This window comes from Bacillus arachidis, assembly GCF_030285945.1.
Lineage (GTDB): Bacteria > Bacillota > Bacilli > Bacillales > Bacillaceae_G > Bacillus_A > Bacillus_A arachidis.
Window position 1 is genome coordinate 1140262 of the sequence record NZ_CP127376.1, and the last position, 20620, is coordinate 1160881.

The 20620-nt window shown below is 37.1% G+C and carries 17 protein-coding genes; 13 read left to right on the forward strand and 4 right to left on the reverse strand.

Annotation, left to right across the window (positions count from 1 at the left end; all coding sequences use genetic code 11):
• The first annotated feature begins 139 nt into the window (after positions 1 to 139).
• The 3 genes from QRY57_RS07260 (at position 140) to QRY57_RS07270 (ending at position 1619) form a co-directional block, all read left to right on the forward strand.
• Positions 140 to 967 carry a CPBP family intramembrane glutamic endopeptidase gene (locus QRY57_RS07260; protein WP_286017079.1) on the forward strand — a complete coding sequence of 276 codons (828 nt, stop codon included), beginning with the start codon at positions 140 to 142 and terminating at the stop codon, positions 965 to 967.
• Positions 968 to 1121: 154 nt separating this feature from the next.
• Positions 1122 to 1421 carry a hypothetical protein gene (locus QRY57_RS07265; protein ID WP_026590519.1) on the forward strand — a complete coding sequence of 100 codons (300 nt, stop codon included), beginning with the start codon at positions 1122 to 1124 and terminating at the stop codon, positions 1419 to 1421.
• Positions 1422 to 1433: 12 nt separating this feature from the next.
• Positions 1434 to 1619: a hypothetical protein gene (locus QRY57_RS07270; protein WP_090693431.1), complete on the forward strand. Its 186-nt coding sequence runs from the start codon at positions 1434 to 1436 to the stop codon at positions 1617 to 1619.
• 71 nt (positions 1620 to 1690) lie between these two features.
• Here QRY57_RS07270 and QRY57_RS07275 read toward each other — a convergent pair whose 3' ends face one another.
• Positions 1691 to 2275, reverse strand: coding sequence for an SCO family protein (locus QRY57_RS07275; RefSeq protein WP_026590517.1), 585 nt, complete (start codon positions 2273 to 2275; stop codon positions 1691 to 1693).
• Positions 2276 to 2433: 158 nt separating this feature from the next.
• Between QRY57_RS07275 and QRY57_RS07280 the strand changes: the two genes are divergently transcribed.
• Positions 2434 to 3696, forward strand: a complete 1263-nt coding sequence (locus QRY57_RS07280; RefSeq protein ID WP_286017080.1) for a M48 family metallopeptidase — start codon at positions 2434 to 2436, stop codon at positions 3694 to 3696.
• Positions 3697 to 3788: 92 nt separating this feature from the next.
• Here QRY57_RS07280 and QRY57_RS07285 read toward each other — a convergent pair whose 3' ends face one another.
• From QRY57_RS07285 to QRY57_RS07295, 3 genes are read right to left on the reverse strand one after another with little or no spacing between them, the layout of a single operon-like run.
• Entirely contained in the window at positions 3789 to 4316 is a 528-nt protein-coding gene (locus QRY57_RS07285; protein ID WP_139265588.1) for a permease, read from the reverse strand.
• Entirely contained in the window at positions 4313 to 4795 is a 483-nt protein-coding gene (locus QRY57_RS07290) for a hypothetical protein (RefSeq protein ID WP_286017081.1), read from the reverse strand. Before QRY57_RS07290 ends, QRY57_RS07285 begins: the two co-directional genes overlap by 4 nt.
• Entirely contained in the window at positions 4788 to 5129 is a 342-nt protein-coding gene (locus QRY57_RS07295) for a PadR family transcriptional regulator (RefSeq protein ID WP_026590508.1), read from the reverse strand. The genes QRY57_RS07290 and QRY57_RS07295 overlap by 8 nt, the downstream gene beginning before the upstream one ends.
• Before the next feature lie 501 nt (positions 5130 to 5630).
• On the opposite strand from QRY57_RS07295, the gene QRY57_RS07300 reads away from it, so the two are divergent.
• The 9 genes from QRY57_RS07300 to addA all read left to right on the forward strand — a co-directional run bounded on the left by QRY57_RS07300 (position 5631) and on the right by addA (position 20604).
• Entirely contained in the window at positions 5631 to 6563 is a 933-nt protein-coding gene (locus QRY57_RS07300; protein ID WP_026590507.1) for a DMT family transporter, read from the forward strand.
• A gap of 260 nt (positions 6564 to 6823) precedes the next feature.
• Positions 6824 to 8413, forward strand: coding sequence for a malate synthase A (gene aceB, locus QRY57_RS07305; protein WP_286017082.1), 1590 nt, complete (start codon positions 6824 to 6826; stop codon positions 8411 to 8413).
• Between the two features lie 22 nt (positions 8414 to 8435).
• Positions 8436 to 9713, forward strand: coding sequence for an isocitrate lyase (aceA, locus tag QRY57_RS07310; protein ID WP_286017083.1), 1278 nt, complete (start codon positions 8436 to 8438; stop codon positions 9711 to 9713).
• Positions 9714 to 10053: 340 nt separating this feature from the next.
• The gene (locus QRY57_RS07315; protein ID WP_003195857.1) at positions 10054 to 10257 is read left to right on the forward strand and encodes a cold-shock protein; all 204 of its coding nucleotides are present in this window, start codon (positions 10054 to 10056) and stop codon (positions 10255 to 10257) included.
• A 963-nt stretch (positions 10258 to 11220) separates the two neighbouring features.
• Entirely contained in the window at positions 11221 to 11808 is a 588-nt protein-coding gene (locus tag QRY57_RS07320) for a competence protein ComK (RefSeq protein ID WP_090693418.1), read from the forward strand.
• Positions 11809 to 12032: 224 nt separating this feature from the next.
• Positions 12033 to 12626: a TVP38/TMEM64 family protein gene (locus QRY57_RS07325; protein ID WP_026590502.1), complete on the forward strand. Its 594-nt coding sequence runs from the start codon at positions 12033 to 12035 to the stop codon at positions 12624 to 12626.
• A gap of 57 nt (positions 12627 to 12683) precedes the next feature.
• Positions 12684 to 13247 (forward strand): signal peptidase I, encoded by a 564-nt coding sequence (gene lepB, locus QRY57_RS07330; protein ID WP_026590501.1) that lies wholly within the window; start codon positions 12684 to 12686, stop codon positions 13245 to 13247.
• A gap of 122 nt (positions 13248 to 13369) precedes the next feature.
• The gene (gene addB / locus QRY57_RS07335; RefSeq protein WP_286017084.1) at positions 13370 to 16882 is read left to right on the forward strand and encodes a helicase-exonuclease AddAB subunit AddB; all 3513 of its coding nucleotides are present in this window, start codon (positions 13370 to 13372) and stop codon (positions 16880 to 16882) included.
• Complete coding sequence (addA, locus tag QRY57_RS07340) at positions 16879 to 20604, forward strand: helicase-exonuclease AddAB subunit AddA (protein ID WP_286017085.1); 3726 nt, start codon at positions 16879 to 16881, stop codon at positions 20602 to 20604. The genes addB and addA overlap by 4 nt, the downstream gene beginning before the upstream one ends.
• The last annotated feature ends 16 nt before the right edge of the window (positions 20605 to 20620 follow it).

The window sequence follows — 20620 nt, forward strand, 5'->3', positions numbered from 1 at the left end:
TGAATCGCCCCCTATTTTCATCGAATATCATAACATTTTCTTGTAAGTTATGGAATTTTTAAGGAAAATTTAAGGTTTTCTTTGCTTAAAAATAAGATTCGAATGATATGATAAATGTAACATAGGGGAGGAGAGGGTTGTGAATCCGTTTTGTACGATGCGAGCCAGATATTTTTTAATTATATTTACACTACTTGTTTTGATTGAGCGTGTTAGTAAACAATTGCTAGAGAATACATTTCATATATCAATTTCTTCTTTTGTAAGCATACTTGTACTCTACATCATTCCATCACTTTGGCTATGCTGTCAATGTAAGCGCCATCGTGTTCCATTTACTTTATTTGTGAATAGAAGAGAATCATTTAATTTTTTACAAGTTTTAATGATTACGGGAATGCTATGCCTTTTTAGTTATGGATATCTTGTATTGTATATGTATAGCTTTGTATGGATTACACCAGATTATATTATAAATATATTACATGAACCGATTATAGGGAGTGCGGGGGGATACATTTATCAATTTATCATAATCGTACTAGTAGCTCCTATTGTATGTGAATTTATATTTAGGGGATTTCTATTTCAGCGCTTTGCGGCGAAATGGGGAACGGGAAAAGCGATGGTTATTGTAGCGATTCTTTTCGGATGTTTTCACATTGATTTCCTCAGTGCGGTTATGTTTAGTATTGTACTATCAATTGTATACATTCGTATGAAAAGCTTACTGATGCCGATTAGTATTCATATGTTAAATAATGCAATTGTACTTATTACATCTTTTATGTTCAGCAAGGAAGAAATGATAAGCTTTGCGGATTTTTCTAATCAAACTCCATTTTTTACAGGACTTATTATTTTTATCATTGGATTAAATTTTGTACTCATCTTTTTGTTCATGAATCGCCGTTATATAAATAAAGAGGTGCCGGTAGTATATACAAATAAAATGAGAGAGTTATAGGAAACGTATTACCCGTTAAATAATCAGAATATAAAGAATTGAAAAATTGATGCCTCCTTTCTTAGAACGGAGAGAGCATCCGTCCATGCATAGGAGTGATTTATATGCTGGAAAATCAAACAAGATTTATATAGAAAGGAATGAATATGATTCTATGAATGAAACGATTCGATCAAATAAATTGTTTTATGTGATCATGGTGAGTTTAATTGTGATTACGACAGTGAATGTAGGGTTTCGCTGGGAGGAAGCATACTTTTTTGTCTATTTAGCACTTCATCTTCTAGGCCTACTATGCATTGGGGGCGGAATTGTAGTTGAGAAAAGAAGTGAAGATGGAATTAATTATATATGCGTGCTTGGTCTTATAATACTTCTAGCTGTACAAGGAATTATGAAATATAGCTCCATTTCTTTTCGGGACTTAAATTTTTTCATTAATATTTTTCAATAAGGATGTTGAGTTATGTTGTCGAAAAAACAAGTTGGCTATGCAGTTGTTTTACTTGGATTTATCTTAATTATTGTAGGGAAAGTGTATGTAAACGATTATGAATATGGAAAATATCTAAGTGGTTTCGGCCTTATTTGTTGGATTGGGAGTGCATTTCTTATTCCAACATATGAGCCGAAGAAACATACAGAGAGATAGTATTTAATTTTTGCAGCATAGTTTATATAGAATAATATGTGTGAAAAACCTCTTCGAATGATGAAGAGGTTTTATAATGCATTTTTAATTTTCTCAAGTACTTTGTTACTGTTAAACCCACGTTCTCCCATACCAAACACTTCAATTAAACGATCATTTTCATCGAGTAGATAGGAGTTAGAAGTATGAATATAGAGTCCGCTTCCGGGATCGCGGTACTGAAAGTTAAATGTGTCTGCTAGTTTTTTTGTTTCATCTTCATCACCACGTAGTAAGTGCCATCCTTTTGTTTTTTTCATTTCAAATGTATTGGAATATGTAGTTAATACTTCTTTTGTGTCGAACTTAGGATCAATGGTAATTGTTATAAATTCAACCTTTGTTCCAAACAGTTTCTCTTTCTCTAATTCGTCTCGTAAATGTTTCATTTTGTATGTAGTAACAGGACAAATATCAGGGCATTTTGTGTATATAAATTCTACAAGTTTAAGCTTTTTTGGTAATTGATCAAAAGATAGCGTTGTACCATTTACATCCTCCATAACGATTCCACTTGGTATTTCAGCAGAAGCTTTACGATAATCTGTAAAATAGTAAATTCCAATTCCAATTACGATGACTAAACTTAATGTAAACGTAATATAAATTTTTTTCATTTTTCCCTCTCCCTTCCAGTTTTATTTTATAAGAAAAATCCGAAAATTCATGAGGAGGGATTGAAAATTGCATGACAATTCGATGTATTAGCTTGTTCTATTTTAGAAGGAACGAACTTACAATAATAAGAGACAGGCAGCATAGAGGAGGAGATACCGTGAAGAAGGTTGTGAAGTGGTCACTTTTTTTGTACGTTGGTTTTGCATTATTTATATATTGGTATTTATTTGGATGGAATCATGAAATTATTCCAGATATGTATAAAGGAACGAGTGCTGATCCACAGACATTTATGGATGCAAAGGAACTTACATTAAGTCAAGATTATTCGCGTGTGAAAAATTTACTCTTTTTTTTAGCAACGCCTCTTGAATGGATTATTTTATTGTTCGTCCTTGTTTTAGGTGTATCAAATCGCTTTGAAAAATGGTCAAAAGAAACGACGAAAGTACGAGTTATTCAAGTTGCTATCTATCTCTTTTATTTATCATTGCTTACAACCGCTCTTACATTACCTCTGCAATGGATGGGGCATCAAATCTCAATTGATTACGGTATTTCAACGCAATCCACAGCGAGCTGGATAAAAGATCATGTGATTGATTTTTGGGTAAATTATATTATGATGTTTCTCGTCGTCTCTGTCCTTTTAGGGCTGATTCATAAATTTCCGAAGCGGTGGTGGTTAGCGGGATGGGCGTTATCTGTACCATTTACAATTTTTTTAACATTTGTACAGCCCGTTGTAATTGATCCGTTATACAATGATTTTTCTACATTACAAAATAAAGAGTTAGAGGAGAAAATTTTATCACTCGCTGATCAGGCAGACATTCCAGCCAATCATGTATATGAAGTGAACATGTCTGAAAAAACGAACGCGTTAAACGCATATGTAACAGGCATTGGATTGAATTCTCGAATTGTATTGTGGAATACAACGCTCCAGCAGTTAAAAGATAAAGAGATTTTATTTATTATGGCGCATGAAATGGGACATTACGTGATGAAACATATATATTGGGGTGTGGCGAGTTATATTGTGTTGACGTTTGTAGGGATGTATTTAATTAGCCGTATTATCAATATGTGCCTCAGAAAATGGGGTGATACATTGCGCCTATCAAAGGTGGCGTGTTTATCGATTATCCCATTATTTTTTCTTATTTCCTCTGTGTTATCTTTTGCAGTAAGCCCACTATCAAACTATGTATCACGTATAGAAGAACGGGCGGCAGATCAGTATGCTTTAGATATGACAAAGGATGGAAAGTCCGGTGTGAAGACGTTCCAGTATTTATCGAAAACAAGTTTAAGTCAAGTGAATCCACCGGCGTTAGTGAAGTTTTTCTTGTATACACATCCGCCAATTTTTGAAAGAATTCATGCGTTTGAACAGTATGAGAAAGAAAGAAAATGAGGAGCAGCGGGGACGCTGCTCCTTTATAAAGTTTTTTTGATCAAACTCAAAAGGGGCTAGGATGGGAGACTTAAAAAATCATTCCTCAAGATCTATATTTCTTTTGTTATATCATATTTCAACAATTGTCGTTGGTCATAAAACTTCTCATAAATAATACCCATTAAATAGAAAAATAATAGACCAAAACAAATGTGAATGAGTGTAAATTTAGCTCCAAATGAAGCAAATTCATACACCATAACTGGTAACTTTGCAGTTGTCCAAACTCCTAGAAAAAATACAATGTATCGTATGCTCGCTCCTTTTTTTAATAAAAGCGCTGCGATTGGAAAAGCAACATAGAGGGGACCGGCTGCAATTCCTCCTAATAATAGGGAAAACAAGATGCCATAGATACCAGACTTTTTCCCCATATATTTAATTAATGTTTCTTTCTTCACCCACTGGTCAAGCAACCCTACGAATATTAAAACAGGAGGCAGTAGAAAAAGCATATCTAAAATGCTTTTTCCTGTTAATTGAAATGCACTCCATCCGAGCGATTGGTTTATAAAAGTCAATATAGTGAGCCCGAGTAGTAAAATGAAAAAGAAACGATATCTTCTTAATTCATTCATCCCATCACCACCCAAATAATATACGAGAATAGGAGAGACATTAACAATGCAGATGCATTACGAGAATAAGCAAAACTTCGCCCAAATATTTTTTGTTCCATCGGTAAAGTTGTGATTCCTACTGACATTAATGTAGACATTAATGCCGCAACTTGAGGAAGTCCCGCACCATTTTGGACTAATGTATTTCCAAGAGGAAACACAATAAAGCTTGGAATGAGTGCAACGGAGCCAATTATTGCTGAATAAATAATACCGATGAACCCAGATTTTTCTCCAATGATAGAAGAAATGAAGGAAGGTGTTAATATAGATAGTGATAGTCCAACGAAAAGCATAATTGATAGCATGGAAGGTATTAGATTACGAAACATTTTCCATGACTTTAATAGAGCCTCTTTTGTTTTATTTCGATCCTTTACAAAAGAAATACTGACAAGAATAATGGCTAAAGAGTAAAGGAGAGCGCCATTAATCATGATTCGATTCTTTCCAGTCTTTATATTTGTCTAAGAAAAATGATAAGTTTTTAATTTTTTCTTCAATATCTATTTGAAAATCGTCTAATTTTTCTTTTCCAACTGTAGTAATTTTGTACATTTTTATCGGCTTATCTTGATCAGATGTATCCAAATAAGACTCAACAGCACCTTCTACCTCTAATTTTTTAAGTGTACGATATATGATGGCACTATCAATTGGATTGATGGGAAGCTCTTCCTCACATTTCTGCAGAAGTTTCCCTCCATAGCTATCTCCCTCTGTTAAAAACAGCAAAAGAAATGCACCTGTATGTCTTCCTGTGTGTTTCATAAAACATCTAACCTCCTTAATGAAATGTTAAAAATAGTTTTGTTATCATAACAGCAATGCACTGTTAATAACATTATACTGTCATTAACAGTAATGTGTTACTGACAGTTTAACTTTAATCTAACTTCATGTCAATTCTAAATCTACAACAGGCTCTGTCCATGTGTTGTAGACGCCTTATGCTGCACGAAATAATAGAGAAAAGAACTTTTTTGTTTGCAGGACCGTAATGTGTATATTAGAAAATCAAAATAGATTGTTAGGAAAAAGTATCTTCATGTAAAATATGGTAAAATATAAAGGTAGCTATAACAGGGAAAACGAGTATTTCTATTATTTCCATTGTTGCCATATTTGGTAAAATGATATTGTATATGGTAAGAGGAATACGTATTACCAATGCTACTTCATAAGAAACGACTTACGTGTAGGTTTAAAATTTAGAAGATTATGAAATTCCGCGCGTGAATGTGTGTTTCAGATTAATGGGGGTTGTTTTTAGTGTTTCAAAAAAGTGCTACAAATGTACTATTTCAAACAAAATCATTACCAGCAATAAAAATGATAGTATCAATGTCTATTTTCGGTTCCATCGGATTTTTCTCAGTGAAAACAAATTTACCTTCATTTGAATTGGTGTTTGTTCGTTGCATTTGTGCCACGATCTTCTTAACATTATGCTGGATTGCGACAGGTCAATTTAAAGAAGAAAAGTGGAATAAAAAAGAAGTGCTGCAAATACTAGCTTGCGGTGTATTTCTTGTTTTTAACTGGGTATTCTTATTTAAAGCTTTTGAAGTTATGTCAGTGACGATTGCCATTTCTGTATATCATCTTGCGCCCATTATCGTATTAATGATTGGGAGTGTTGTGTTTAAGGAAAGATTAACAGTACTGTCTATTATTTCGATTTTGATTTGTTTTGTAGGCACTGTGTTAGTCGCGGGTATAGATGGAAGTGTATCTATAGAAAAGCTGATGTCTTCAGGGATGGTTTGGGCACTTCTTGCGGCATTATTTTATGCATTTACCACCTTGTTAGGGAAAGGGATTAAACAAACCAGTGCGTATGCGATGACATTTTTGCAAACTTTTTTAGGGATATTTCTATTACTACCATTTGTAGACTTTGGAGCGTTTCAAGGGTTAACAGAGAGTAACTGGATTGCGATTACCGCAACAGGACTGATCCATACTGGTTTTGTTTACTATTTATTCTTTGATAGCTTACGAGATTTACCAACAAGACTCATTTCTGTATTAGTCTTTTTGGATCCGGGTGTAGCAATTCTATTAGACACAGTATTTACAGGGTTTCGTCCAACTATCATGCAGACAGTAGGGATTATCCTCATTTTTGCTGGAATGGTACTTACTTTTCAAAAATCCAAAACAAAGACAGTAGTATTAGAAGAAAGTGAAAGTAAAGCATAATCAATAAAACGAGCGTGATTGTTATATAACAATCACGCTCGTTTTGTTTTAGTAAAGGGTAACAGATGAGAGCTTTAAATATGCCGCAAAATACGATGATACCTCATTTACTAGTAAGAAAAGTGCCGATTTTGAATAGATGGATGTTATGGAAAAAAGGATAAATTTTCAAAAAAATCTTCCTTTTTCGAAAATTTGTTATATAATATAAAACATAAAATCAAATCTGTTATAAAACAGTTGAAGAGGGAGATGCTAATATGTCGACGCAAACTTCACGGGTTACACTCGCTCTAGAGGTATTACCGGCGTATGGAGAAATTTTGACACCGGAAGCGCTCACTTTTTTGAAAGAGCTGCATGAGAATTTTAATACACGCCGTAAAGAGTTGTTACAAAAACGTGTGGAAAAGCAAAAAAGGATTGATGCAGGGGAGTTTCCAAGTTTTTTACCAGAAACAGCACATATACGTGCTGGAGATTGGACGATTGCTCCGCTTCCAAAAGATTTAGAAGATCGTCGTGTGGAGATTACAGGTCCAGTAGATCGTAAGATGGTGATTAATGCTTTAAATTCGGGTGCACATCTCTTTATGGCAGACTTTGAAGATTCTAATTCACCAACGTGGCATAATGCGATGGATGGCCAAATTAATTTAAGAGATGCAGTGAAGGGAACGATTTCATATAAGAATCCTAGTGGTAAGGAATATCGTTTAGGTGATAAAACCGCTGTCCTTATTGTGCGTCCGCGAGGCTGGCATTTAGAAGAAAAACATATGCTAGTTGATGGAGAAAAGATGTCAGGTAGTCTTGTTGACTTTGGTTTGTACTTTTTCCATAATGCAAAAACGTTATTAGAAAAAGGAAGCGGGCCATATTTTTACTTACCGAAAATGGAGAGCCATTTAGAAGCGCGATTGTGGAATGATGTGTTTATTTTTGCGCAGAAATATATTGGGATTCCAAATGGAACAATTAAAGCAACAGTGTTATTAGAAACAATCCACGCTTCTTTTGAAATGGATGAAATTTTATATGAACTCCGTGATCACTCAGCGGGGCTTAATTGCGGGCGATGGGATTATATTTTTAGTTTCTTAAAAAGCTTTCGTAATCATAATGAATTTCTACTTCCAGATAGGGCGCAAGTTACGATGACGGCTCCGTTTATGCGTGCGTATTCTTTAAAAGTAATTCAAACGTGCCATCGCCGGAATGCACCAGCAATTGGCGGCATGGCAGCACAAATTCCGATTAAAAATAATCCGGAAGCAAATGAGGTTGCTTTTGAAAAGGTTCGCATGGATAAAGAACGTGAGGCTTTAGACGGCCATGATGGGACTTGGGTTGCCCATCCGGGACTTGTACCGGTTGCGATGGAAGTGTTTAATCACGTTATGAAAACGCCGAATCAAATTTTTAGAAAACGTGAAGAAATTTATGTAACAGAAAAGGATTTGTTAGAAGTACCAGTAGGAACGATTACAGAAGAAGGACTTCGTATGAATATTAGCATCGGTATTCAATATATTGCATCTTGGTTAAGCGGCCGCGGGGCAGCACCGATTTATAATTTGATGGAAGATGCAGCAACGGCAGAAATTTCAAGGGCGCAAGTGTGGCAATGGATTCGTCATGAAGGCGGAAAGCTAAATGACGGACGAAAGGTTACATTTGCTTTAGTAGAAGAGTTCAAGGCGGAAGAACTAACGAAAATAGAACAGGAGATTGGCAAAGAGGCATTTGAGAAAGGTAGATTCGTAGAAGCAACAAAGCTTTTTACTAATTTGGTGCGTAATGATGAATTTGAAACATTTTTAACATTACCGGGTTATGAAATTTTATAAAAAAGAAAAGGGGATGGAAGAGATGACAAACGAAAGAGTACAAAAATTACAAGAAAGCTGGGAGTTAGATAAACGTTGGAAAGGGGTAACGCGTCCTTATTCTGCTGAGGATGTAATTCGTCTTCGCGGGTCAATTGATATTGAACATACATTAGCACACCGCGGGGCGGAGAAACTTTGGCAATCGCTTCATACAGAAGATTATATTAATGCGCTCGGTGCGTTAACAGGAAACCAAGCGATGCAGCAGGTGAAAGCAGGATTAAAAGCAATTTATTTAAGCGGTTGGCAAGTGGCAGCGGATGCTAATTTATCCGGGCACATGTATCCAGACCAAAGTTTATATCCAGCGAACAGTGTACCAGCTGTTGTAAAACGGATTAATCAAACGCTGCAACGTGCGGATCAAATTCAGCATATGGAAGGTAGCGGTGATACAGATTATTTTGTACCGATCGTGGCGGATGCTGAAGCGGGATTTGGCGGGCAATTAAACGTGTTTGAATTAATGAAAGGTATGATTGAGGCAGGTGCATCCGGCGTACACTTTGAAGACCAGTTATCTTCAGAAAAGAAATGCGGACATTTAGGCGGAAAAGTATTACTACCAACGCAAACAGCGGTGCGTAATTTAATTTCTGCTAGACTTGCTGCGGATGTAATGGGTGTGCCGACAATTATTGTAGCAAGAACAGATGCAGATGCTGCTGATTTAATTACGAGTGATATTGATCCAGTTGATCAAGAATTTATTACAGGAGAAAGAACACCAGAAGGTTTCTACCGTACAAAAGCAGGACTTGATCAAGCAATTGCGCGCGGTTTAGCGTATGCGCCATATGCAGATCTTGTTTGGTGTGAAACATCTGAGCCGAATTTAGAAGATGCGAAGCGTTTTGCGGAAGCGATTCATGAGAAATATCCAGGGAAATTACTAGCGTATAACTGCTCACCATCTTTTAACTGGAAACAAAAACTAGATGAAAAAACAATTGCAACCTTCCAAAAAGAAATTGCTTCATACGGATACAAGTTCCAATTCGTAACACTAGCAGGATTCCATGCGCTAAACTACGGTATGTTTGAACTCGCACGTGGTTACAAAGAGCGCGGCATGGCAGCGTATTCTGAACTGCAACAAGCAGAATTTGCGGCAGAAGAGCACGGCTACTCTGCAACGCGCCATCAACGTGAAGTTGGAACGGGTTACTTTGATGAAGTAGCGCAAGTGATTACAGGCGGAACATCTTCCACAACAGCGCTGAAAGGATCTACAGAAGAGGCGCAGTTTACGAAATAAGTGTGAAAGCGGGTGTCCTTTAAGGGCACCTGCTTTCATTTTTGATGTATATTAAGGGCTGAAAGTTGTTTATCAGCGATGGAGTAAGCAAGTTTCATTCATGAGGGATACCAAAAATTAGAAAAAATATTCCTGAAAAATATTGTACATTCTATTTTAAGTATGCTATGATGAATCTAGTTGAATAACTAAATCAAGCAATCCATATATTATCAAGTGCTGAAAACGAACGAGAAAAAGTATGTGAGAACTGTTTTATGTTTCGTATTTGATAATGTGTGGATTCTTTTTTTATGTATGAAAACTAAAAAAATTTCTATTTTCTTAGGAGGAAATAATTATGACAGTAACAGGACAAGTAAAATGGTTTAACAATGAAAAAGGTTTCGGTTTCATCGAAGTTCCAGGCGGAAACGACGTATTCGTTCACTTCTCTGCAATCACAACTGAAGGTTTCAAATCTTTAGAAGAAGGCGAAAAAGTTAGCTTCGAAATCGAAGATGGCAACCGTGGACCTCAAGCTAAAAACGTTGTAAAACTATAATTTTATAGTATGTGATAAGAAAGAAGCTGTCCCAAAAGGTCGTTTTGAATGACCTTTTGGAGACAGCTTCTTCTTTTTTATATGAATAAAAAATACTTCGTGTGAGAGAAATTCTGTTGATTTCCTGCTAGCCTTCTTGTTTCATATCCCGAGACATGGGACATAGAAACGTAGTAAATTTGCTTTCTAATTTCTTAACTTTCCCACGTTTGTGCCTTCACTATATGATTAAACTGTTTAAAAAAGGGAGTTTTATATACGTTATTACCTGGATATGAATGCTGTGTGGAATGTGTCGGATAAACTGGATGTAGCGGGTAATGGTGAGAAGTAGAAGCTGGTGGAGAATATTGAAAGTAAATTGGTTTTATATGATAGGTATAGGAAACTGGAAAGCTGCTATATCCAGGGTGATATATCAAATGAGGAGTATGAACTCTATTCCAAAATATATTCATTTGTGATTCTCCTTAATATGAAATTTGTAGGTAGAATATTTATCATTTTAACCGTGAAGCCTTCCTACTCTAAACGGAGTGAAGGTGGGGGAGTTCAATGATTAATAAGTGCTGTTTTATATGAATTAAAAGCAACAATTACACACACCTTTTCATGTTTACAATATGAAATATACGAAAAAAGGTGCATGAAATGAATGTAAGTATATATGTCGAATACATAATTTATGAAAGTATGTATGTTGAATGAATCATACACTTTCTATGTTACAAATATTTCAAAAAGGAAAAAGTTTATTTTTCTATAACGATACATCTTTTATGGTAGAGAGATATGAAGATTTCATATAGATATTTATATGAAGGAATATTATGAAACTTTAAAGTTTTATAAGAAAATGTAAAATATTTGAAAATGTAAACAGTTTTGTTTTTTTAAGTGCTACAATTATCCATGCAGCTGCTGTTATAAATTGTAAAATAATGATGAAGGAGAGAGTGTAGGATGGGGGAACAAGCAGAACGCTATGTTGAAAGTTATGTCGTAAACAAGAATACTATGGCCTTACTTCCGATTATTTTAGGTGAAAAACGTATTGTAACGCGAGTGGTTGAAGTAGAAGACTCTTTTTTCATGTTTCAAAAGCCTCTTGATATTGTAGAGCGGAGTTGCCGTAAGAACGGATCTAGTTTTTTAGGCAGAAAAGACGGTACAAAAGAGTTAACAAAGATTACGCATAAAGCACCCATTGCAATTAGCCCAACAGATCAGCTTTACTTTTTTCCTACGTATTCTTATTCTAGAAAAGAATGTGCCTGGTTGTCTCATTTTCACATTGCAAACAATAAAGAGTTAGCAGATGGTAACTTAATTATTCGATTCATTAACGGTTTCGCAGTGAAACTAGAAATGTCAAGGAGCAGTTTTGAGAATCAGCAAAATCGCACTGCAAAGCTGCGAACAGAGTACGAGGATCGTAAAAATAAACAAGGAAAGCTTCATTTTAAGCAAGTGGATAAAGAAGATGAATCTAAATTAAAGCCTGCATATGAACAAGCGTATCTTGTGAAAGAAGAGGACATAAATGAATAATGACTGATAAGCAGAAAGGATGGGACAACCATCCTTTTTTATTTCTCAATATGTAGTATCCTGTCAAATATTGATAGATTATCATACAATAATAATGAAGGATTTTTACATAAAACTATGGAACTTTAATAAATACATCTCCATATGTCGTATCTACCATTTCCTCTTTACAATAAGCGATGATAAAGTAGAGGTAGGAATATAGTAAAGGGGTAATTTGTAGAATGGATTTTCAAACAATCAAAGAGTATTTTTCTGCGGAAAATATGAATCAACTTGTAGAAAGTTATCGGGCATTTGGGCCGCTCCTTGGTATTGGCCTGCCGATGGTGGAGGCACTGATCCCGGCATTGCCACTTATTGTGTTTGTGATGGCGAATGCAGTTGCCTTCGGGTTATGGTTTGGTTTTTTGTATTCATGGATTGGGTCGGTTCTTGGTGCATTAATTGTATTTTCGGTTATTCGACGTTTTGGAAGGAGTCGATTCTTCTCGTTTGTGAATAAACATCCGAAAGTACGCAAAGCGATGGGATGGATTGAAAGGAAAGGATTTGCACCTATTTTTATCTTATTTTGTTTTCCTTTTACGCCGTCTGCACTGATTAATGTTGTGGCCGGTTTATCCCGCATTAGTATAAGACAGTTTGTGTTAGCGCTAGCGCTTGGAAAATTAGTTATGATTTTTATTTTAAGTTATATCGGATCTGATTTAACTTCTTTTATCCATAAGCCTGTAAAAACAATTATTGTCATAGGTGTCATTTTTACTTTATGGTATGTCGGTAAGAAAATTGAAGTAAAACTTGAACTACATTGAGACTAGTCTTCGCTGTGAGTAAGGCTCTATTATAGAGAAGGGTGAGGGGAGAGGCAGATGAAGCGTGCTTTGAAAAAAGAAGGCCTAGAATGGATGAGAACAATCTTTATAGGTGTGCTATTGGCAGTTTTTTTTCGAACGTTTTTCTTTTCCACGTATGTTGTAGAGGGGAAGTCAATGATGCCGACACTTCAAGATGGGAACATGCTTGTTGTGAATAAGGTTAGCTATCAAGTTGGGGATTTAAACCGATTTGATGTTGTCGTGTTTCATGCGAATAAAAAAGAAGACTATGTAAAGCGAATTATCGGTTTACCAGGAGATCACATCGAGTATAAGCATGACAAATTGTATATAAACGGTCAATTTATTGATGAGCCTTATTTGGAAACATATAAGAGGCAAGCGGAAGGAAGACAGCTGACGGGTGACTTTAAATTAGAAGAATTAACGAGAGAAAAGGTCGTTCCAAAGGGACATATTTTTGTAATTGGTGATAATCGTCTCGGCAGCTGGGATAGTAGACATTTTGGCTTTGTGAAAGCAGATACTGTGGTCGGGAAAGTAGATTTACGCTATTGGCCAATTAAAGAAGTACAAACGAACTTTTCAAAGGGGTAATGGAAAGTTTTTATAAGAAAGGAATGTGAAAGACAAACAAAGGGTGTTTGTCTTTTTTTGTGCTATAATACAAGGATGATATCAAACTAACGTTCGTTATGTCAGTGGAAGGTGGGGATTACATGTCGCTACGATTTGTGATTGGACGGGCTGGAAGTGGAAAAAGTACATTTTGTTTACACGAAGTACAAGAAGAATTAAGACAGCGTCCAAGAGGCGAAACCATTTTATATCTTGTACCGGAACAAATGACGTTCCAAACGCAGCAAGCATTAATAGGAAATGAAGAAGTTAGCGGCTCGATCAGGGCGCAAGTGTTTAGTTTTTCAAGGTTAGCATGGAAGGTTCTGCAAGAAGTTGGTGGCGCAAGCCGTCTTCATATTGATGAGGCAGGCGTACATATGCTACTGCGCAAAATTGTAGAATCGCGTAAGGAAGGATTATATGTGTTTCAAAAAGCAGCAGAGCAAAATGGCTTTTTTGAGCACTTAGGTAGTATGATTTCCGAGTTTAAACGCTATAATGTAACGCCATCGAATGTATATGAGATGTGGCAACAATTAGATACTCATTCAATTGGTGATGAACAAAAATTATTAGCAAATAAAATGTACGATCTTCAGCTTTTATATGATGATTTTGAACGGGCTTTAATTGGTAAATATTTAGATTCAGAAGATTATTTACAGTTACTTGTAGAAAAGCTTCCTGGTTCGGACTATGTAAAAGGTGCAGAAATTTATATAGATGGGTTCCATTCCTTTTCACCTGGGGAATTAGAAATTATTAGAAGGCTTATGCTTTGCGGAGCAAGAATTACAGTTACGTTAACAGTAGATGAAAAAACGTTAGCACAGCCAGTAAGTGAATTAGATTTGTTTTATCAAACCGTGCTTACGTATGAAAAAGTGAAACAGTTAGCACGTGAGGAGAAAATTGCAATTGAAAATACGATTTCGCTGAGAGAACAGCCGCGTTTTCGCTCACCAGCACTAGCACATTTAGAAGCTGAGTTTGAATCTCGTCCTGCTAAGAAGTTTCAAGGTGAACCAGATATTACATTATATACAGCGGCAAACTTGCGAGCAGAAGTTGAAGGTGTAGCTAGAGAAGTTCGCAGACTTGTTGCGGAAGAGGAGTATCGCTACAGAGATATTGCGGTTCTTCTTCGTAACGGAGAAAGCTATTATGATGTAATGAAAACATTGTTTACGGATTATGATATTCCGCATTTTATCGATGAGAAGCGCCCGATGTCACATCATCCATTAATTGAATGTATTCGTTCTGCGCTAGAAATTATTAGCGGAAATTGGCGTTATGATGCGATATTCCGCTGTATAAAAACGGAACTGTTATATCCGTTAGATGTAAGAAAAGAATCAATGCGTGAAGAAATGGACGCGTTTGAAAATTACTGTTTAGCATATGGCGTACAAGGAAAGAGATGGACGGCAGATGAACCGTGGACATATCGCCGTTATCGTTCGTTAGATGGGGCATTTGGAGCGCAAACAGATAGTGAACGTGAAATGGAAGAGAAAATAAACCGCCTTCGTGATGTGGTACGAACACCGATTATTCGTTTGCAGAAACGCTTAAAACGTTCCGGTTCAATTGTACAGATGTGTGAAGCGGTATATTTGTTTTTAGAAGAATTAGATGTTCCTAAAAAACTAGAAGATTTGCGTATGCGTGCTGAGGCAGAGGGGAATTTCTTATTTGCAAGTGACCATGATCAAGTTTGGGAAGAAGTCATGAACCTTCTTGATACATTTGTAGAGATGCTTGGTGAAGAAAAGATGTCTCTTTCGATGTTTATCGATGTAATGACAACTGGGCTTGAGGCACTTCAATTTGCAAATATCCCGCCTTCTTTAGACCAAGTGCTTATTGCAAATATTGATCGATCAAGGTTATCGAATGTTCGTGCAACTTTTGTAATTGGTGCGAATGAAGGAATCATTCCAGCAGCCCCTTCAGATGAAGGCATGTTATCAGATGAAGAAAGAGAGCTTCTCACCACAGCTGGTGTAGAATTAGCGCCGACAACAAGGCAGACTTTATTAGAAGAGCAATTTGTGATTTATCAAACCGTAACTCGTGCTTCTGAGAAGCTATACATTTCTTGTCCACTCGCGGATGAAGAAGGAAAAACGTTACTTTCATCTAGCTTTATTAAGAAAGTGAAAAGAATGTTCCCTTCTATTAAAGAAGTATTTGTAACGAATGATGTGAATGACTTGTCTCGTCAGGCGCAAATTTCGTATGTAGCAACGCCAGAAGTTACCTTGTCATATGTAACGCAACAATTACAAAACTGGAAACGATACGGTTTTGAAGGAAATCTTGATTTTTGGTGGGATGTATATAACTTCTATGTTACATCGCCCGAGTGGGAGCAAAAAAGTAGTCGGGTATTATCTAGTTTATTTTATCGAAACCGTGCACAGAAACTCAGCCCAGTTGTAAGTAGAAATCTATACGGAGATACAATTAAAGGAAGCGTCTCTCGTATGGAACTATTTAATCGCTGCGCGTATGCTCATTTTGCACAGCATGGATTATCACTAAGAGAGCGTGATATTTTCAAATTAGATGCACCGGATATCGGTGAATTATTCCATGCGGCACTAAAGAAAATTGCAGATAAGTTACTTAGGGAAAATCGCACTTGGGCTGATTTATCGATTAAAGAGTGTGAGCATTTGTCTGCGGCAGTAATTGAAGAAATCGCACCGCTTCTGCAAAGGCAAATTTTATTAAGTTCAAATCGGAATCATTATTTAAAACAAAAACTGCAGCAAATTATTTTCCGTACGTCACTTATCCTTCGTGAACATGCGAAGTCTAGTGGATTCGTGCCAGTTGACTTAGAGGTTCCATTCGGTATGGGCGGGACAGGTTCACTTCCGCCGATGGAGTTTACACTCGCAAACGGTGTGAAAATGGAAGTTGTTGGCCGGATTGACCGCGTAGATAAAGCGGAAGATGAAAACGGTACGTTCCTGCGGATTATTGATTATAAATCAAGCACGAAAGCGTTAGATTTAACAGAAGTATATTATGGTTTAGCACTTCAAATGTTAACGTATTTAGACGTTGTCATTTCAAATGCAAATACGTGGATGAAAAAGGGACAGGCGGCATCACCTGCTGGTGTTCTATATTTCCATATTCATAACCCGATTGTGGAAATGAAAGGCGATGCTTCGGAAGAAGAAATTGAAAAAGAAATTTTAAAGAAATTTAAAATGAAAGGTCTCGTGTTAGGAGATGCGGATGTTGTTCGATTGATGGACAATAAGTTAAGTACGGGAAGTTCAGACATTATTTCTGCTGGTCTGAAAAAAGATGGTAGTTTTAGCGCGCGTTCTAGCATTGCAAGTGAACAAGAATTTACAACTTTACAGCAATATGTGCATCATACATTTGAAAACATCGGGAAAGACATTACAGAAGGTGTGATTGATATTGCACCGTATAAAATGGGGAATAAGGCTGCTTGTACGTTCTGTAATTTCCGCTCTGTTTGTCAGTTTGATGAATCACTTGAAGATAACGAGTTCCGTACGTTAAAAGATATGAAAGATAGTGAAGCGATGGAGAAAATGAGAGAGGAGGTTGGCGAATGATAGAGAATTGGCCACAGAAACCTGAAGGTAGTCAATGGACAGATGATCAATGGAAGGCAGTTGTCAGAGATGGCCGTGATATTTTAGTCGCGGCGGCAGCTGGGTCAGGAAAGACAGCTGTACTTGTAGAAAGAATGATTCGCAAAATTATTAATGCTGAGAATCCAGTTGATGTAGATCGTCTGCTTGTCGTAACATTTACAAATGCAGCAGCGCAAGAGATGAAGAACAGAATTGGCGAAGCGTTAGAAAAAGTATTAATTGATGATCCAGGGTCAGGGCATATTCGTAAGCAGCTCAGCTTATTGAATAAAGCATCGATTTCAACGATTCACTCGTTCTGTTTACAAGTTATTCGAACGTACTACTATATGCTCGACGTTGATCCGCGTTTTCGCATTGCAAACCAGACAGAAAATGAATTATTAAAAGAAGAAGTATTAGATGACATATTAGAAGAGGAATATGGCACAGAGGGAAATAATATTTTCTTTGAGCTTGTTGATCGCTATACGAGTGACCGAAGTGATGATGACTTGCAGCGCATGATTTTAGCGCTTCATACAGAATCAAGAGCACATCCAGATCCAGAGAAATGGCTTGATAAGCTAGTGGAAGCATATGATGTGGAAGGAAAATCAATTGAGGATTTAACGTATGCTTCTTACTTATTAGAAGATGTGAAGTTTCAGCTAGAAACTGCCGAAAAGCATGTTCAAAAAGCAATTGAACTTACTATGCTTCCAGATGGGCCAGCACCCCGCATGGAGACATTACAAGCAGATTTGGTGTTACTCGGAACGTTATCTAGTGCAGCGCATCAGTCTTGGACAAGTGTCTATGAAGCGATGCAAAATGTTTCGTGGCAAACGCTAAAGCGTATTAAGAAGAGTGACTACAATGAAGAGATTGTAAAACAAGTAGATTCACTTCGAAATAAAGCAAAAGATGAAGTGAAGAAGTTACATGAAGAGTTGTTTAGCCGAAAACCAGAAAGTTTTTTACGTGATTTTAAGGAAATGCATCCTGTACTAGAAAAGCTTGTTCAGATTGTAAAAGTATTTACGGAGCGATTCCAAGCGATCAAGCGTGATAAAGGAATGGTTGATTTCACAGATTTAGAGCATTTTTGCTTACAAATTTTAAGTGAACGTACAGAAAATGGTGAGCTTCGTCCGTCACCGGTTGCGCTTCAATATCGCAATAAATTTACTGAAGTACTTGTCGACGAATATCAAGATACAAACTTTGTCCAGGAGTCGATTATTAAGTTTGTAACGAAAGACTCTGAGCAAGAAGGTAATCTGTTTATGGTTGGCGACGTAAAACAATCGATTTATCGATTCCGACTAGCAGAACCGGGCCTTTTCCTAGGGAAATATAAACGTTTTACGGCTGAAGGAATAGACGGCGGTATGAAGATTGATTTAGCGAAAAACTTCCGTAGTCGTCACGAAGTGTTAGCCGGTACGAACTTTATTTTTAAACAAATTATGGGCGAAACGGTCGGGGAAATTGAGTATGACGCCGATGCTGAACTAAAGTTAGGTGCAAGTTATCCAGAAGGGGAAGATGTAGCGGCTGAGCTATTATGTATTCATCAGTCTGAGGGTGAAGAATCGGCAGAGGGAGAAGACGGTGTTGAAGTAGAAAAAGCACAGCTGGAAGCGCGTTTAATGGCCGGGAGAATTAAAGCGATGGTGGATTCCGGTTATGAAGTATACGATCGTAAAACAGATAGCATGCGCCCGGTGAAATATCGTGACTTTGTTATTTTACTTCGCTCGATGCCGTGGGCTCCTCAAATTATGGAAGAATTAAAGTTGCAAGGTATTCCTGTTTACGCTGAGCTTGCAACGGGTTATTTTGAAGCAACAGAAGTGACCGTTATGATGAATGTATTTCGCGTAATCGATAATCCGATGCAAGACATTCCGCTTGCCGCTGTACTACGTTCCCCAATTGTTGGATTACATGATGAGGAGCTTGCGATGCTTCGTGCTCATGAAAAGAAAGGTTCGTTTTATGAAGTGATGCGTTCCTTCTTACAAGGAGCGCCGCTTGAGGAAGAGGCGGAATTACACGGAAAACTACAATGGTTCTATAACCTTCTGCAAGGATGGCGTGAATTTGCACGCCAGCAATCACTTTCTGATTTGATTTGGAAAGTATATCGTGAGACAGGTTATTATGACTTTGTTGGTGGTCTTCCAGCAGGAAAACAGCGCCAGGCTAACTTACGCGTATTATACGACCGGGCAAGGCAGTATGAAGCAACATCTTTCCGCGGGTTATTCCGTTTCCTTCGCTTTATTGAGCGGATTTTAGAGCGCGGAGATGATATGGGAACAGCGAGAGCGCTTGGCGAGCAAGAAGATGTTGTGCGAATTATGACGATTCATAAAAGTAAGGGGTTAGAGTTCCCGGTTGTATTTGTAGCGGGACTTGGACGCCGTTTTAATACACAAGATTTAATGAAACGATTCTTATTACACAAGGATTTCGGTTTTGGATCACAGTTTATTGATCCTCGTAAGCGAATTAAATATACGACGCTATCGCAATTGGCCATTAAACGTAAAATGAAGATGGAACTTATTGCGGAAGAGATGCGCGTATTATATGTTGCTTTAACGCGTGCGAAAGAGAAGTTAATTTTAATTGGTACAGTGAAAGATAAAGCAAAAGAAATGGAAAAGTGGCTTGATGCAAGAGAGCATACAGATTGGTTATTACCAGATTATCTTCGTGCGGGTGCATCTTGTTACTTAGATTGGATTGCGCCGTCACTATATAGACATCGTGATAGTGAAATGCTTCTTGAACTTGGACAAGGAAATATACCAAATGAAATTTATGAATACGATGCGAGCTGGAAAGTGGAAATCGTTGATGGTAGCACTTTACTTGCACCTGAACCAGTACAAGAAGAGAAGCAAGAATTGTTAGAAGCACTTCGTGAGAAAAAAACTGTTCCGCTAGAAAGTGAACGAAAAGAAGAAGTGTATGCTCGTTTAACATGGGAATATGCGCATGAAGGTGCAACAATGCACCGGGCGAAGCAATCTGTTACGGAAATAAAGCGGAATTATCAGTCAGAAGATGGAAGTGATCATGCTTTTATTAAAAAACTTCGTGCTCCTATAAAAACGCGACCTCGTTTTATGGAGAAAAAGGGGTTGACCTACGCTGAACGAGGGACAGCTGTCCACGCCGTCATGCAGCATGTTAATTTACAAAAAACGATTACACCAGAAACAATCAAAGAACAAATTGCGGAAATGGTAAATAAAGAATTACTAACATTTGAGCAAGCAGAAGAAATTGCGATTGATCGAATTGTAGCATTTTTTGATACGGATCTTGGTAAACGTGTGTTAGCTGCGAAGAGTGTAGAGCGTGAAGTGCCCTTTACGATGATGCTTTCAGCAAAAGAGGCATATCAAGAGTGGGAAGGTCAGAGCAAAGAATCTATACTTGTCCAAGGGGTTATTGATTGTATGATAGAAGAGGAAGATGGGATTGTATTAATTGATTTTAAAACAGATACAATTGAAGGGCGTTTTCCGGGTGGATACGATCAAGCGCGACCTATTTTAGAAGACCGTTATAAAGTGCAAATTAATCTATATGCGAAAGCGCTAGAGAAAAGCTTACATCATCCTGTGAAGGGGAAATATTTATACTTCTTTGATGGGAATCACATAGTACATGTTGATTAAAAAAGTGAGTGAAATA